Below are 16,720 nucleotides of genomic sequence, written 5' to 3' on the forward strand. Positions count from 1 at the left end.
ATTGAGGAGGCTTTTTTCGTAGCTGTAGTGGGGGGAAGAACATTTCCAGTCTACGCTTCGGCCTCCGCCCCGCAAGGGATTCACTGTCCGCTCCGAAATTCCCCGCCATTCATTCCTACGCTAAGTAGGGCTCCAGAGGCGCTTGGAAAAGATCATCTCCCTCAAAAGACCCCCAGACATAACTGCCAAAAAGGTTTAATTCCCCGAAATAATCTTCAGCTGTTCGAAAGTCATGTGGCATTGCTTCTCCCGACCTCAACGGTTGGAGGTTTATGTTCTTTTATCTTGTCGAAGAGTTGGATTAAGATAGTAGGCCCGAATCTCTTCCAGCGTTTTTCTAGCAGGTTGCACGAATTCGCGATCCCAATCTTCCGGAGGGGAATCCAGCGAAATCCCCTTTTCCTGTAAGGTTCGAAACAGCTCCTTATCCGCTTGTGTAGGGATCCACCACGTGTAGACGGGATTCGTTTTGCCATTGAGCAACGATTCGAACATAAATTTCACATAGCTAGCTGTAGAGAGTTCGCCGTAATTGACGTCGAATTCAGGCTCGGGAGCCGGATAGTCCTCTGGATAGCGGAACGGGCCAAAGTGAATGGAAATACCGAGAAAGCCGACGGGTGGAATGTTGTTTCCGTACCCGGGAAGGGAGAACGGCAGATCAGCTGCGAAGTGCAGACGAATCATGACAGAGTTGATGAATTGCCGTTCGAAGAAACTTTCTTTTTGCCAAATGCCGAGCTCTCGTGAAAGAGTATCCCAGTGAATAATGGACGTATTGTGCGCGAGCCAGAAGGCGGACGACATCTGTTCAAACGTTTTGTAAAACTCCTCGTCGTGATCATGGAACGGATCGAGAATGTCAAACAGGCTGAAGCACCCGTGTTTTCTTCTCCATTTTTGCGCGATGATCAGAAAATCAATCAATCGTTGGATCCGCAGCTCCGGGCTGCTCTCATTATTGGCAAACAGATACGTCGCTTCTATCAAATCAGCAGTGAAGTTGCCGTTAACAAAATCCCAGTAATTGATTTCGCCAGCTTCTACACGTTCTTCGTTAATCCGCTTCGTATCCGTTTCCCATCGCGCAAAGGTGGCGACATCAATGCCGAAATAAAGCTCAGGCAGGAGGTCGCTAAAAATATGGAAACGATAAGGGCTGGACTGCTGGAACCAAGTTTTGATGAAGTCCAGGCGAGAAGAGGGAGATATGACTGCGGCCCGCTCCACATAGTTCGCTTTGGCAACCGTTGACTCGAATTCCTCAACGGATGAGGCGATTGCCACGAAAGGGGCCGCTGAGGTCAAGAAGTCCACGCCGTCTTCATCGTTGTCGTATTGCACAATGATGTGCTGGAAGGTTGCCTCAGCCAAGGGAGATAAAACGAGCTGATTCCAACGGTGCGGGGTTGTATCGTCTATGGCGCCGATGACGACGACAGGTTTGTCCGGTTCCCCGCGAAAAGAAATAGAAGCCCCGTTTTGGACGACGATCTTGTTTTGGCAGCGTACGTTGATGGATGTACCTGCTTCAAAGCTGATGGAGGTCCCAGCAGCTATGATGGCATCCTCTGGTCCGATCATGTACGGACCATTTTCTGCGGAAAATTCCTCCGATTGATGGATGATTCCCGATAGGCGTTTGTACTTATCCACATGCAGTTGGTAGGTGTGCTGCGGGTCCGGATCAGGTCCAATCGTCAGCTGCACGTAGTAAAGGCCATCTTCCTCCGGAAAAAACGGAAGGATGATGGGGGCGTTCGGACTATATTCAGCTTCTGCAAGTTTTGTTCGATGGATGTCATAGATTCTGATGGTAGTCAAAGGATGCGTCAGGTTACTCATATGGATTTCAATAGCGTCTGTAGAAGCAAGAAAGAGCTTGTACATCTCCACCTTAGCTTCAAGGTTAGGAGAAGCTTTTCGGATGCGTTTGTCCGTTTCCAAAATCGATGTATACGAGCTGACGGTCATGTAAAACAGGCTCCTATCAAAATGGTGTAGGTATAATGGAATAGTCCACTAGTAATTGACGCCTGAATATGGAAAAAGTTTTGAGTTTTGCAGGGGCTTTTGGTCTAGGAAATAAGAAAAAGGATAGGGGTCAGATGAGTTCTGACGATCCTATCCTTTGTTTCTTCCATTATAGATGTTCTTATTTTCCACCAGCCTGCGTGAGCATTTCGATCATTTCTTTGTAGCCATGCTTCTTCGCATGTCCCAGAGGCGTCACACCATCGTGATCAGCGAGATTGACATTGGCATTGTGCTCGATCAGCAGCTTAACGATTTCCTGATGCTTCTTGCCACCATCGCCCAAAATCACTGCTTCCAAGAGAGCGGTCCAGCCCAATCTGTTGACATGATCAATGTTGACATCGGAGGTGGTGAGCAGTTCCTTGACGATCTCGACATGTCCACGATCAGCCGCAGGAATCAAGGCCGTTCCGCCAAAACGGTTCGTAATGGTAGTGTCGGCACCTGCTGCTATCGAGGCTTTTACGAATGCGAGCTGGCCTGCTGCGCTAGCGAAGAGCAAGGGATTGTCTAAGTTGTTGTCTCGGATGTTGACGTTGGCTCCGCGTTCAACCAACAAGTTGAAAACGTCTAGTTGACCGGAGTGGACCGCGATCATTGCAGAGGTCCGGCCCCTACTATCGGTGGCGTCAATATCCGCGCCTTCTGCAAGCAGCCTCTCAATCGCTGCTTTGTCTCCTTGACTGGTTGCTGTCAATAAGGCTTGATTCAGCTTATCCATTTCAACTTTCACCGCCCGGGTTGCTTGCTGCTCGCCACTCGTCAGGATGGTATTCCAATTCATTTCACACCCTGACAGAATAATGACGGCGGTCAAAAGACCTGCATACAGCACAGCGAGCCCACACCTTTCTTTTGATTTGGATACCTGCATCACACAAAAGAGGTAGTTCATAAAGTCAGTTTTTGAACACTTACAAAGACTACTCGACTGTCAGCTCGGCAGAAGATTTGCCAGCCCAATCGCCGACAGGTGTTACCGTGTATGTGGTACCTGCTTTCAGTTTACCATCTTGCTGGATGTCAAACACGCCTGTTGTACCTTTGCGGCTGGAATATTTGTACGTCGCCAGCAGTTTTTCTCCGTCTGCACTAGTGAGTTCTACGCTGCGTCCGGAGAACAGCTCGTCACCCGGGTCCTCTGTGAGGGAAACGGTGATAGAAGTTTCATTAACTGCTTTGGCTTCACTAATTTCGAGCGGAGCGATTTCTTTTGCGACGAAGGTTGGATTTGCGATATTCGCCCAGTCGGACGTAATGGTGTACGTAACGCCTGGAGTCAGGACTTGGCCTTCTGGGAGACGGAATTTAATTTCTTGCTTGCCGTCTGTTGATTGTGTGAAAGGCACGTACTTCGCTACGATTGGTTGTCCCCCTTCCGGTGTAATGATCACTTGTCTTGCTTGCATGGAAGAAATGATTTGATACGTTTTACCGTCTGCACTGTTGTTTTGATCCAGCACCAATGCATTTGCACCGCGCCCTCCACTGTAGGCAGAGATGACATATCCGTAATCAATGACACCATTTGCTCGCAGGGACTCGACTTCAAACGTGTCGTTTGTTACTTGTCGCACTTCTGTCATGTCGATCTTGGTTGCGTTACCTGCGAATGTGCCCGCCTTTTTCCCTTTGTATGTCAGGGTGTAGGTGGTTCCTGGCTTTTGAACCGAGGTCGGCACGATGTAGGTATTGGTAGAACCTGTTTTCAGACGTGGCATATTGGTCAGTGTCAGCCCATCGCTAAAGACAAAGTCTTCTTTTGCTTTGGCAAATGCTTCGTTTTCTGCTGTCAACGTAGCGTCGAAAGTCACAATCAATGTAATTTCGTTCAAGGATTGTACGCTCGTGATGGTTGCTTTATCAGAAGGGATTGCCTGGCGAGCCACATTCAACAGATAAGCGGCTTCACCGCGCGTAACGTTGCTGTCTGCGGAGAAGAAGCGTTCCGCCCAGTAGTTAACCGACTTCACATCACGTTTGAGCGCTTTTGCGACGATTTGCACGAATTCAGCATCTGTTACGGTTCCGCGTGGATCAAATTGGCCATCTTTTGCTTGCATGATATCGAGGGATACCAGATCAACCGCGTATTTATAGAACCAGTCATTTGCTTTCACATCCGTAAACGTTACGGATTTATCTGTTTTGCCGCCTTGCAAGCCAAAGGTGTGTGCGACCATTTTTGCCAGCTCGGCACGCGTAACTTGATTGTGAATGTTACTGCCTTGCATGACTTTCAGCTTGGAGAGTTCAGTAACGGCTTGTTGAATTTCTTGTGCATTCAGGGGAGTGGAAGCCGCTTGTACGTTTAATGCAGCGTAAGGAAGGGATGCTGTGCCCATAACAGTTGCGAGCATCATGATCGCGATTTTATTGGAAAACTTTTTCATTAGTTGGTCCTCCTTTAGATTGGTTGAATGGGTGTTGCTTGACTACCTGTAGGATAGTCGAGAGACCTAAACTGCCAAGAAACAAGAGATTAATAGAATCTAAAAAGGTTCTTAAAAAAAGATAAACTGACCTTTATCGAAAAAAATCCTCCAGCTTTGACGTAGAGCGGAAAATCCGTCCTCGTTTTCACTGAAGGTTTTTGTGATGATTATGGTATACACGTTTACGCTTAGACAGTAAATCGGTAACCGGCACCCCAGACAGTCTCTATGTACTGCGGATTGGATGGATCGACTTCGATTTTTTCCCGCAGCTTGCGAATATGCACCGTAACGGTCGCGATATCTCCGCTGGAATCCATGCCCCAGATTCGTTCGAACAGTTCATTTTTGTTAAAAACCCGATTCGGGTGAGTCGCTAGAAATTCAAGCAGATTGAATTCTCTTGTCGTGAATATAACTTCCTGATTGCGTACATAGACTCTCCGCGATACTTTGTCGATGACGAGACCGCGAATGTGAATTTCTGCGTTCGTTGGTTGGATTTGTCGGGCTGTCAAACGCTCGTATCTTGTCAGATGGGCTTTGGCTCTGGCTACTAATTCGCTGGGACTAAACGGCTTTGTAATATAGTCATCGGCACCGAGATTAAAGGCGCGGATTTTATCGATCTCTTCTTTTTTGGCGGAGACGATCAGGATCGGCACTTCCTTGACTTGTCTGATCTGGCTGCACAATTCGAAGCCGTCCATGCCCGGAAGCTGCAAATCAACGATGATCAAACTGTAGTCGCCATTGATGGCAAGCGGCAAGCCTTCGCTGCCGGAGTGGCATAAATCGACCTGAAAGCCGTTCAGTTCAAAATAATCCCGCTCCAGTTGAGCGATGGTCGTCTCATCTTCAATGATGAGGATGCGTGAAGACATGGGAATGTGCACCTCCTATTGTTTGTGGGTACGTTTTAACGTAAAGAACAGGCTGGTACCTACACCTTGCTTGCTCTCCACCCAGATTCTGCCGCCGTGACCCTCGACTATCTGGCGCGCGATGGACAGTCCGAGACCACTACCGCCCGTGGAAGAATTACGGGATTGCTCCACTCGATAAAATCGTTCGAACAGGTGAGGAATGGCTTCCTGCGGAATACCGGTGCCGTTGTCTTTTATTTCAATGGTGGCCCAATCAGCGTCTGCTTGAACCGAGACGCAGATGATTTTTTCAGGTTTATCCATGTATTTTTGTGAGTTGCCAATGATGTTTAAGACTGTGCGCTTGATTTTTTCCAGATCGGCGATGACCAGGGTGCCTTCTGCTGCTCGTTGATTCCACTGAATCGTGATGCCCTTCTTTTCCAGATCGTAGTGCAGCTCGTCGATGCAGTCATCCAAAAACCGCACGATATCTACATGTTCAAATGTAAAGGGCACTTGCTTCAGATCGAGCTTGGAGTAGAGAAACAGCTCATCGACGAGCAAGTCGAGGTCTACTGCCTTGGAGTAAATGATATTGACGTACTTGTCCATTTTCTCCGGGGTATCAGCTACGCCATCACGGATTCCCTCGATGTAGCCTTTGATATTGGTAATCGGTGTCCGTAAATCATGCGAGATGTTGGAAATCAACTCTTTGCGGCTTTCTTCGTCCGCAAGGCGCAGTCGCACCGATTCCTGCAATCGTTTGCGCATGTTTTCGAAAGCTTCGTTCAGTTGTCCAATCTCGTCTTTCGTGTACAGATGGAGCTCAAAGTCCAGATTGCCTTCCTTGATGTTCTCAGCCGAATTGCGCAGTAAATCGAGCGGTTTTACGACGCTACGAGTAATCCAGCGGTACAACAGGACGTTTGCGATGACAATGACGCCGAGGAGGAGGAACACGAGCATCGGCAGCAGTTTGCGGATAACCTCACCAAATGGACTGCGTTCGCGGATCACAAAGACACTGCCTTTTGCGCCATCTGAAAACTTGAAGTCAAACTTGGCATACGCATAAAATCTTTCGCCGATGTTGAACGTGTTGCGAATCTGGTTGTTGTTCAAGTCATAGGGCGGCAAGCTGTTTTCCAGCTCGGGCTGATTGATGGTTGGAGAGGTAAAGACTTGATTGCTCTCTCTGCGGACATATAGGCCGGCCCGTACCGTTTTGAGCTTGAAATCGTAATCGGCAAGCAGCTCCTGATTTTGCAACTGATCCGGCTCAATCTTGGCGAGATATTTCAATTCAAGGAAAATATTCTCTTCTTGTTCTGTCAGCGGATTTAGCTGATAATGCACTTTATAAAAATCGCGAAAGCTGTTGAAATCGCCTGTCGCCGCAATCGTAAACAGGCTGGCGGCTACAAAAAACGTCAGCAAGCTGATGACTAGCATCCCTGTGTAAGAGAGCAGCAGCTTGATACGGATGGACATGGACTCACCTGCTTTCAATAGGGTGAAAATTTATACGCAAGATGACAAGTCCATTATATACAAGACGTCCAGTTGGTAAAGCAGATTTACTTGGAACTCTGTCAAAATCAGTTATACTAGCAAGTAAGAAAACGAGAGCTTTGTATGAATGGGAAGGACGGGGATATTCGTGAAAGTAGCCATTGCACAACTGACAGCGACGATGGATAAGACGCAAAATTTGCAAAAAGCAGCCGATTACATTGCCAAAGCAAAGGCAGCAGGGGCAGATTTTGTAATCTTGCCTGAAATGTACAGCGCACCTGCCACGCCAAAGTCGGGAGTAACCCCAGCGGAGGTAGCGGAAAAGCTGGATGGTCCATTTGTGTCCGGCTTGGCAGAGCTCGCTTCCGAGCACGGAGTTTATGTGGTTTGTGGTGTGTTCGAATCCATCGAGGGTGATGAAAATCGTGCCTACAATACGACTGTTTTTCTAGGACGTGATGGACAGCTGCTGCATGCGTACCGCAAGACACATTTATACGATGCCTTTTCCTACACAGAATCGGACTTCATCGCGCCTGGGGATAATCCGTATCAAGTGGTGGAAACGGAATTCGGCAAAATCGGGCTGATGGTATGCTACGAGGTGCGCTTCCCGGAAATCGCGAGACAGTTTGCGCTCCAGGGTGCCGATATTTTGTTTGTGCCAGCAGGCTGGGTAGCGGGAGCGATGAAAGAGGATCACTGGGAGACGCTGGTTCGTGCGCGTGCCATTGAAAACACAATGTTCGTATGTGCGGCTGACCAGGTCGGAAATATTTTTGCCGGACGCAGCATGTTCGTCGATCCGATGGGTGTCGTGATAGCGAGTGCAGGGGAAGAAGAAACGTTATTGATCGCAGAACTGGATGTAAGTCGGATTGAGCGAGTACGGGGCAAATTGCCAAGCGTAGCCAACCGCCGAGCGGAACTGTATACCAATTAAATGCCTATGCACACTTTCTCTTTTGTTCAATATGATGGTAACAGATAATCAGTCATTATTTTGGCCCTTATGTAAGCGTCACCATCATGAGAGAGGGAGTGTGTACGAATGTTCTGGTTCGTATGGGCTGTCGTCGGTGTGGTCGTTTGGTGGGCAATGAGCTTGATCTGTACAGGAAAAGCGGCAGGATCAGGCTGGTGGGCTTCGCTCATTGCTGCTCTTTTGGGTAGCTGGCTGGGCGATTTGGTACTGGGTGATTGGCTGTGGATGTGGGCAGGCTTCAACGTCATTGCCGGAGCCATTGGTGCGGTCGTCATCACTTGGTTGTGGTGTTTGGTGGTGAAGCAATTAAAATAAGCGAAACAATTTCGTATTACTAACGAACCAGGGATCGTCCAAATGGGCGGTTCCTGGTTTTTTATGCGGAGCTGTAGTGGAGAGAAGAATATTTCCAGTCTAGGCTCCAGGCTCCGTCCTGCTGAGGGTTAAGACTGCCCGCTCCGAATGGATTCGCGGGGAAACGCAAAAAGTGGTAGCCGCTTCGTAGCGCGAGCAAGTTGCGTTTCTTTTGCCCGCGAATCCCTTCTCCGCTCGGTAGGACTCCACAAGTCACTACGTCTGGAAATATTCTTCTCTGGCGTAACGAGAGTGTATTCTTCCATCTTTTAAAGCATTAAAAACTCGTTTAGAAAGGATAGCTCGCAGAGGAAACAGGGGAAATAAGCGAAGATCTTAGGGACGCCGACCGAGACGCAATGCAAAAAGCGAAACACGCTCTTAAACGTCCACCTCTGAAATAACTTCGAGAAAGAGACCACTTTGGACGCGGTTTCGCTTTTTGCATGGAGTCGTGCAGTCAATCCCGCAGGGGGTGGCCCTAGAATCAGAGCGTTTTCTTCTGTTTCCTCCCCACCACTGCAGCCGGACATTATGTACCTCTGTAAGACAGTTTGGAATAATATAAAAACAATTCTTACTTGACCAGTAGGGATTGTTGGTAATATAACTATATCTATACCGAATACAATAATGAGAGGTACATAAAACGAAAGGGAGGGGAATATATGTCGACGTTATTGATCATCGTAAACATTGTTTTATTGCTCTTATTCATTGCTGGATTGTATGCCATGCAAAAGAAGCATATTTCTTTTTCCAAGCGGGTATTTGTCGGTCTCGGACTCGGGATTTTATTTGGACTCATTTTGCAATACGTATACGGAGCCAAATCGGATGTACTCAAATCCACTATCGAATGGTACAACATTGTAGGTAAAGGCTATGTGAAACTGCTTCAAATGATCGTAATGCCACTAGTATTCATCTCTATTTTATCGGCTTTTACCAAAATGAAACTAACCAATAACATTGGGAAAATCAGTACGCTGATTATCGGACTTTTGGTAGGGACGACTGCTGTCGCGGCAGCGATCGGGATTTCGACTACCTTGGCATTTAATCTCGACGGGGCACAATTCCAGCAAGGGGATGCGGAATCTGCTCGGATCGAACAGGTGGAGCAGCGCTTGGGTGATATCGAGAACTTGAGCATGCCGGCGAAAATCCTGGAACTGCTTCCAGCCAATCCTTTCCTCGACCTGACTGGAGACCGGGCGACTTCTACAATTGCTGTTGTGATTTTCTCCGCGATTATCGGTGTAGCATATTTAGGGGTAAAGCGCAAAAATCCGGAGCAAGCTGAATTGTTTGCGAAAATCGTCGATGCATTCCATACGATCACTATGCGTATCGTGACATTGATCTTGCGCCTGACGCCATATGGTGTACTGGCAATCATGATCAGAGTCGCAGCTACCAGCGATTACAATGCCATCTGGCAGCTGGGCAAGTTCGTTGTCGCATCGTATGTGGCGCTGATCATCATGTTTATCGTTCATTTGCTGCTGTTGACGTTTGCAGGATTGAATCCAATCACCTACGTGAAAAAAGCATTCCCTGTCCTGACGTTCGCCTTCACTTCGCGTACGAGCGCGGGCGCGTTGCCACTGAATGTAAAAACGCAGCAAAGCATGGGGGTTCCTGAGGGAATTGCCAACTTCGCAGGCTCCTTTGGACTCTCCATCGGACAAAACGGCTGCGCCGGTACGTATCCAGCCATGTTGGCTGTCATGGTAGCACCTGTCGCAGGAATTGATCCGTTGACACCATCGTTCATCCTGACACTGATCGCAGTTGTGGCGCTCAGCTCCTTCGGGGTTGCAGGCGTAGGTGGCGGGGCGACCTTTGCAGCACTGCTCGTCTTGTCCACGATGAATTTGCCAATTGCCATTGTCGGTCTGCTCATCTCCGTTGAGCCGTTGATTGACATGGGCCGCACAGCACTAAACGTAAGCGGCAGCATGACGTCCGGTCTCTTGACGAGCAGAGTGACAAAAGAGCTGGATACCAATGCTTACCACGGAACCGACCAAAAAACGCTGACTGTGTAATTGTAATAAAACAGGCTGTACCGTCTCTTGCGACAGGTACAGCCTGTTTTGTTTTGATTTATGTGGTTTCAAGAAACTAACTCGTGTATACAAAGGCTACGGAGAGGAAGAGAAAAACGGAGCGACTGGAGGCCTTGGCGGGCCTACCCAGTCGGAACGGAAAAAAGTGGTACACGCTTTTCGACCAACCTCTTCGCTGAGAAGCTTCCGCCCATCGGGTGGCTTTTGGTCGACGTACCGCTTTTTGGAGTGGAGACGGACATCTCCGCTTCCTTGTTGGCGTGCCACGAACGGAGGAAGCCCGTTTTTCTCTTCCCCACCACTATGTTCGCACAAACCAAAGATGTTTTCATTCCCTACGGATTAACCGAGGTGTACTTAAAGTAAGCGCCGCCCAGCGGGAAGATGATGAAATCCTTCACCTTGTCGTTTTTCACATAAGGGCTTCCACGGAAGTTGATTGGAGCCAGCGGCATTTCTTCCATAAGAATCGTCTCAGCTTCGAGCAGAATTTTTTTGCGCGCGTCCAGATCAGGCTCGTTGTAACTCTTATCGATCAGCTCTTTAAACTTGGCATTTTCCCAATCCGGGTGGTTGTTTCCGCCCGTTTTATCACGGAACATCTCCAGGAAGTTGATCGGGTCATTGAAGTCTGCGCCCCATTGGAAGCGGATCATGTCAAAGTTCGCTTGCGATCTCATGTCCCGGTACACCTTCAGCTCCGCCGTGTACAGCTTCACGTTGACACCGAGTGCCTTTTTCCACTGATCTTGCAGGGCTTCTGCCAGTTTTTTGTTGGTATCATTTGTGTCAAAGGTGTAGGTAACAGTCGGGAAGGTCGAGAGTCCGAGCTCCTTCATACCTTCTTCCAGTAATGCTTTTGCTTTCGCCTGATCTTCTTTAAAGTAGCCGTCTGGCTTTAATCCCATGGAAGTCGGTACCCAACCATAGGCGGCTGGAACACCCGTCTGCAAAATATTGTCGATGATTTCCTGACGGTTGATGGCATACGCGAAGGCTTGGCGAATTTTTTTGTTATTGAAAGGTGGTTTGTTTGTATTAAAAACAACGGATTGCGTGCCCGGATTATCCGCGACCATCAGCTTGCCAGCATCTTTGAGTGTAGGGATTGCGTCGGTCGGAAGAGTTGAGGCAGGATAGCCGCCCCAGTCGATGTCGCCATTTTCGAACATCGAGAACGCTGTATTGTTGTCCTCGATCATAGCGATTTCAATCCGGTCGAGCTTGACGTTGTCTTTGTCCCAGTAGTTCGGGTTTTTCGTAAAGACGATTCTGCTTTTGTGCTCCCACGTGTCCATGATGAAGGGACCATTTCCCACGATGGTTTTCGCTTCATTCGCCCATTTCGGGTTTCCTTCCAGCGTTTTTTGATGCAACGGGAAGAGGGTCGGGAAGAAGGTTAGTTCACGGAAAAACGGAGTCGGGGCCTTTAGGTTAAATTCGACGGTGTAGTCATCTACAGCTTTGACGCCTACATCCTCTGCTTTGCCTTTCCCCGTATTGTACTCCTCTCCTCCTTTAATGTAGTAAAGCTGATAGGCGTACTCGGACGCTGTTTTCGGATCGAGATTGCGCTTGATCGCATAGACGAAATCATGGGCGGTGACAGGATCTCCGTTGCTCCATTTGGCGTCCTTGCGAATTTTGAAGGTGTAGTTCATGTAATCCGGCGAGTTGGTGAAGCTCTCAGCCGTAGCATTGACGAGTTGTCCATTCAGGTCATAGCTGGTCAAACCTTCAAAGGCAGCGTAAATCATGTCAAACGAATCCGCGTCGACGGCGATCCCAGGGTCCATCGAAGGAGGCTCGCTGTTAATGCTCCATTTTAACACCATGGGCTCTGTTTTTGTCGCTTCTGCAGGTGTAGTGGAGCCAGTGGGTTCAGCAGGTGCGGAAGAGTTCGAGCACCCCGCTAGTACCCCGAAAAGCAAGGTAAGACAGGTTGCAATTGCCAGTCCCTTTTTCATAAATACCCCCCTTAAAATGATAGAAAACGTATATTCAGAATATTTGCTGAGGGTTTCGATAGCAAAGAAATTTTTTTAGTTTCTCGATAAAAAATATTTACTTAGATTATTGATAGATAGAAATAGTGGAATGGAATTAATTGATTTTTCTTAAAAATTTACTCGTTTTTAAAGTTATGGTATATTTTGGTATATATTAATGATAGGAGAGGTGGGAATCACTATGTTTAAGAAAATGGTTTTTTCAGCATTAGGTGTAGCCGTATTTTCTGCAGTGTTAACGTCTCCGATTCAAGCCGCAAACACACCATTTAGTGTTGGTGAGCAGAAAGAACATTCATTAGTTTCTGCCAAATGGAGCTCGGATGAGGAATGGATTCGTAAGTCCGCTGCTGTTCCAGCAGGTTGGGTCGTCATTCGTGAAGACCTAGGTTCCAAGCTAATTAAAAATACAGCAGGTGCTCCATATGGTACAGAATTAAGAGTTAGCAAATATTCTCCCGTTCCAGCAGGATGGGTAGTTTTACGAGATGAAGTAGCTGGTCGTGTGATCAAATATGTAATAGGAGCATCTTATCGCACGGATTTTAATGTGACTAAGTTCTCCCCCGTTCCAACTGGATGGGTTGTATCGCGAGAAAATTATGATAGCAAAACGATCATGAATGTCGTTGGCGCTCCTTATGGAACCGTATTATTAGTAAGCAAATATTCACCTGTTCCGCCAGGATGGGTTTACGAGGGACAAGTGGCTGCTGGCATGTACATTAAAAACTTGAATCGCTAGTAGTCCTATTCAAATAAAGTTCGAACTGATGGTTAAGGGGTATATTGCCATCAGTTCTTTTTTTCGTTCAGTAACGCATTTGGCATTCGATGGACAAAGAGAAGCGTACATGATATGAATGAGGAAAAGGTGTCGATCAAGAACAGGTAGGAGATAACGCCCTTATGTATAGAATCGGTGTTGTAGGACCGCTTCCTTCGGTGGAGCGGATACTGGCGGTCGCCAATGAATTTGAGCATGAAATCGAATTTGTCCCCTTTCGTTATGAAGACGTACGTGAAGTGAGCAAAATCGTCCGGGAGCATCATCCAGAGTTAAACGGATGGTTTTTCTCAGGGCCGGTTCCGTTTACCATCGCCAAAAACGTGCTCACCCCGGATGCCAATATCGTCTATTGCCCGCCGAACGGTTCGAATTTGTATCGCTGCTTCATTCAGATGTCGATTGACCAAAATACAGCCGTGAACCGTGTTTCCATCGATATGATTGAGTCGGAGGGGACACATTTGCGAGAGTCGATGTCGGAGCTGGACATACCGGACGAGGAGATTTACGTTACTACGTACGACGAGCATTTTGACCTCGATGCGATCACGCAGTTTCATATATCGCTGTGGCGTGAAGGCAAGACACAAGGAGCATTCACTACGTTTTCTGTGGTTGAACATGCGCTGCGCGAGGAAGGTATTCCTGTCTATCGTGTCCTGATGACGAAAATGGAGATTCGTCAGGCGATGAAAATCGTCATTGAAAAGGTGAAAAGCTCCTATTTCAAGGACACACAAATCGGGGTAGAAATCATTGAGCTGGAACAGTTTGACAAAATTCCTGAGCGGGCCAGCACGCGCTTTTACTTGCAGCATCTGGAGCTGAAGATCAGACAAATTTTGCTTGCGCTCTGCGATCGGCTGGACGGCTCCCTGTTGGCAAATGGCAACGGACGCTACCAGATTTTCAGTTCGCGTGGTGCGATACAACGAGAAATTGAAATGCTCCGACAAACAGTGGAACAGCTCTCTTTGGAGGCAGAGGTTCCGGTTGCAGTAGGTGTGGGCTTTGGGGATACAGCTTTTTCTGCGGAAAACAATGCGCGAAAAGCAATCCAGCATGCAAAAGAACGACCGGGGGCGGGCATTGTCGTCGTACAGGATAATGGCGTCATGATGGAATCGGTGGGAGAAACAGAGGAGCTCGCCTATTCGTTCCGCTCCAGTGATCGCGAGTTGTTGGAGAAGCTAAACCGGGCCAATGTAAGTGTCAAATCGTATCACAAGCTGCGTGCGCTGGTTCAGCGTATGGGCTGGAAGTCGTTTTCGACGACGGATATCGCTTCGCAACTGTCGATGACGGTACGAAATGCCCAGCGGATCATGGGCAGCTTGTGCGAAGTGGATTTGGCCGAGTTCAGCGGGGAAGAGCAGCAGGCTGTGCGTGGGCGTCCGAAGAAGCTTTATCAGTTAAAGAAATGAAAGCACCCGACGAGAGGTTTCGGGTGTTTTTTCATGTCATGGGCTGCAGTGGAGAGAAGAATATTTCCAGACTAGGCTCCAGGCTCCGTCCTGCTGATGGCTGAGACTGTCCGCTCCGAAGGGATTCGCGGGGAAACGCAAAAGTGGTAGCCGCTTCGTAGCGCGAGCACGTTGCGTTTCTTTTGCCCGCGAACCCCTTCTCCGCTCGGTAGGACTCCACAAGTCGCTACGTCTGGAAATATTCTTCTCTGTCGTAACTGATGATATTTCTTCATTCTTTTAAATCTCTAAAAGCCCGTTGAAACAGGGAAAGCTCGTAGAGGAAACAGGAGAAATAAGCGAAGATCTTAGGGACACCGACCGAGACGCAATGCAAAAAGCGAAACACGCTCTTAAGCGTCCACCTCTGAAACACATCCTGATTGGACCACTTTGGACGCGGTTTCACTTTTTGCATGGAGTCGGGCAGTCAGTCCCCCAGCGGGTGGCCCTAGAATCTGAGCGTTTTCTCCTGTTTCCTCCCCACCACACCAGCCGGTTAGAAGGTTCACTATTTTTCAAGAAGTCTAACAACTCCTATTGAAAAAGCAACGAGCCAACTATATAATTCAATTAAGCGAAATTGTCTTTTAATATTCGTATATTGTAAGGGTTTACATTCGCCAGTCTTCTCATATTTCTACAGCTTGCCTATCGGACCTGGGCATGGAAAAAGACATGCTCCAGAGTTAACAGGAGGAATTGAACGATGTTGGATCTGGTTTCGTTGCGAAGAGATTTTCATAGACATCCAGAGGTGGGCTTTACGGAGTTCCGTACCGCTTCCAAGGTAGTAGAGATTTTGACGTCCCTCGGCTATGAGGTCATATACGGACAAGAAGCAATCGATGGAGATTCCCGTCGGGGCTTGCCCTCCGAGGCGGTTCTCCAGGAAACGTATGAAAGAGCTTTGCGTGACGGTGCAAACCCGGCGATCGCTGAAAAAATGCGCGGTGGCTATACAGCAGTGATCGGTGTAAAGAAAGGGAAGGCACCTGGACCAACGGTTGCTTTCCGTTTTGACATGGATGCACTGCCTGTATTGGAAAGTAGGGAGCAAGACCATTTTCCACAAGCGAATGGCTTCCGCTCCCACTATGAAGGCAACATGCATGCCTGCGCTCACGACGGTCATACCACGATTGGCTTGGGACTGGCAGAAGCGCTTGCAGCAGGAGATTTTTCCGGTACACTCAAACTGATCTTTCAACCAGCCGAAGAAGGTGTTCGCGGTGCATACGCAATCGTGGAGAAAGGTCATTTGGACGATGTTGATTATATTTTCTGCAACCATTTGGGTGTCAATGTACCGCTGGGTGAGGTACACGGCGGTTCCTATGGATTTTTGGCTACCACGAAAATGATGGCGCATTTCTACGGTGTTTCTTCTCATGCTGGTGCGTCGCCAGAGCAAGGGAAAAATGCATTGCTCGGAGCGGCTACTGCCCTGTTGAACATTCATGCGATTCCCCGCTTCAGCACGGGTGATACGAGAATCAATGTGGGTGTGTTAGAAGGCGGAACAGCAGCGAACATCATTCCGGCCTATGCCAAGATGGTTGTAGAGACTCGCTCCATTACCGAAGAAGTAAATGAAGAAGTAGAAAACCGTGTACGCAACATCATCGCGCATAGTGCCGCTATGCATGAGCTCGATTACAAGATCGAAGTCGTCGGGGGAGCAATCCCGATCAACTACGATGTGGAGATGGCAGAACTGGCACTGGAAGAAGCCCGGCAAGTAGAAGGCTTCCATTCCTTTAAGCACGGCGAGTACAACTCGATGGGCAGTGAAGATGCCAGCTTTATGATTAAACGCGTTCAGGATCGTGGCGGAAAAGGAACGTATATGGCAATCGGTACGGATATCCCGGCGCCTCACCACCATCCGAAGTTCGATATACAAGAAGAGATTTTGCCACGCAGCGTAGCGCTTTTGAACCGAATTGCCAGACGATTGCTGACGTAAAAAACGTTCCTACCTGAGCGAAAAAGCATGTGGACAACGAGGTCAGAGGAGGATGTTTGCGAATGCATACCGAGCGAATTGCAGTAATGATTGAGAAAAAACGAGATGCCTTCATCAAGGTGAGCGACCAGATTTGGGACTTTGCGGAGACGCGTTTTGAAGAGTACCAATCGGCTGAACTGCTGGCTCAAACACTCGAAGGAGAGGGCTTCAAGG

The 16,720-nt window shown here is 48.2% G+C and carries 13 protein-coding genes (1 of these 13 running past the window's edge); 7 read left to right on the plus strand and 6 right to left on the minus strand.

Annotated features, from left to right (window positions below):
- Positions 1 to 270: 270 nt before the first annotated feature.
- The 5 genes from FO446_RS04410 to FO446_RS04430 form a co-directional block, all read right to left on the minus strand.
- Positions 271 to 1,974 carry a hypothetical protein gene (locus FO446_RS04410; protein ID WP_237899998.1) on the minus strand — a complete coding sequence of 568 codons (1,704 nt, stop codon included), beginning with the start codon at positions 1,972 to 1,974 and terminating at the stop codon, positions 271 to 273.
- Between the two features lie 181 nt (positions 1,975 to 2,155).
- Positions 2,156 to 2,821, minus strand: a complete 666-nt coding sequence (locus FO446_RS04415) for an ankyrin repeat domain-containing protein (RefSeq protein ID WP_221866901.1) — start codon at positions 2,819 to 2,821, stop codon at positions 2,156 to 2,158.
- A 139-nt stretch (positions 2,822 to 2,960) separates the two neighbouring features.
- A complete protein-coding gene (locus FO446_RS04420; RefSeq protein ID WP_237899999.1) occupies positions 2,961 to 4,430 on the minus strand; it encodes an S-layer homology domain-containing protein in 1,470 nt (489 codons plus the stop codon).
- A gap of 230 nt (positions 4,431 to 4,660) precedes the next feature.
- Positions 4,661 to 5,356, minus strand: a complete 696-nt coding sequence (locus FO446_RS04425; RefSeq protein WP_237900000.1) for a response regulator transcription factor — start codon at positions 5,354 to 5,356, stop codon at positions 4,661 to 4,663.
- A gap of 15 nt (positions 5,357 to 5,371) precedes the next feature.
- Positions 5,372 to 6,835 carry a sensor histidine kinase gene (locus tag FO446_RS04430; RefSeq protein WP_237900001.1) on the minus strand — a complete coding sequence of 488 codons (1,464 nt, stop codon included), beginning with the start codon at positions 6,833 to 6,835 and terminating at the stop codon, positions 5,372 to 5,374.
- A 169-nt stretch (positions 6,836 to 7,004) separates the two neighbouring features.
- Between FO446_RS04430 and FO446_RS04435 the strand changes: the two genes are divergently transcribed.
- The 3 genes from FO446_RS04435 to FO446_RS04445 all read left to right on the plus strand — a co-directional run bounded on the left by FO446_RS04435 (position 7,005) and on the right by FO446_RS04445 (position 10,252).
- Positions 7,005 to 7,802 (plus strand): carbon-nitrogen hydrolase family protein, encoded by a 798-nt coding sequence (locus tag FO446_RS04435; protein WP_221866883.1) that lies wholly within the window; start codon positions 7,005 to 7,007, stop codon positions 7,800 to 7,802.
- A gap of 108 nt (positions 7,803 to 7,910) precedes the next feature.
- The gene (locus tag FO446_RS04440; protein ID WP_056490663.1) at positions 7,911 to 8,159 is read left to right on the plus strand and encodes a hypothetical protein; all 249 of its coding nucleotides are present in this window, start codon (positions 7,911 to 7,913) and stop codon (positions 8,157 to 8,159) included.
- A gap of 707 nt (positions 8,160 to 8,866) precedes the next feature.
- A complete protein-coding gene (locus FO446_RS04445; protein ID WP_173610511.1) occupies positions 8,867 to 10,252 on the plus strand; it encodes an L-cystine transporter in 1,386 nt (461 codons plus the stop codon).
- A gap of 356 nt (positions 10,253 to 10,608) precedes the next feature.
- Here the strand turns inward: FO446_RS04445 and FO446_RS04450 are convergent, their stop codons facing one another.
- Entirely contained in the window at positions 10,609 to 12,240 is a 1,632-nt protein-coding gene (locus FO446_RS04450) for a peptide ABC transporter substrate-binding protein (protein WP_173610510.1), read from the minus strand.
- Positions 12,241 to 12,463: 223 nt separating this feature from the next.
- Here FO446_RS04450 and FO446_RS04455 point away from each other — a divergent pair, with 223 nt between their 5' ends.
- The 4 genes from FO446_RS04455 to FO446_RS04470 all read left to right on the plus strand — a co-directional run.
- The gene (locus tag FO446_RS04455; RefSeq protein WP_173610509.1) at positions 12,464 to 13,027 is read left to right on the plus strand and encodes a hypothetical protein; all 564 of its coding nucleotides are present in this window, start codon (positions 12,464 to 12,466) and stop codon (positions 13,025 to 13,027) included.
- Between the two features lie 164 nt (positions 13,028 to 13,191).
- Positions 13,192 to 14,496 (plus strand): hypothetical protein, encoded by a 1,305-nt coding sequence (locus FO446_RS04460; RefSeq protein WP_232773935.1) that lies wholly within the window; start codon positions 13,192 to 13,194, stop codon positions 14,494 to 14,496.
- Positions 14,497 to 15,244: 748 nt separating this feature from the next.
- Positions 15,245 to 16,504, plus strand: a complete 1,260-nt coding sequence (locus FO446_RS04465) for an amidohydrolase (RefSeq protein ID WP_173610507.1) — start codon at positions 15,245 to 15,247, stop codon at positions 16,502 to 16,504.
- A gap of 62 nt (positions 16,505 to 16,566) precedes the next feature.
- A protein-coding gene (locus tag FO446_RS04470) for a M20 family metallopeptidase (protein ID WP_221866887.1) crosses the window boundary here: on the plus strand, positions 16,567 to 16,720 show its start. It continues 1,250 nt past the right edge of the window; only the first 154 of its 1,404 coding nucleotides appear in the window; it begins with the start codon at positions 16,567 to 16,569; its stop codon lies beyond the right edge, outside the window.

This window comes from Brevibacillus brevis (genome assembly GCF_022026395.1).
Lineage (GTDB): Bacteria > Bacillota > Bacilli > Brevibacillales > Brevibacillaceae > Brevibacillus.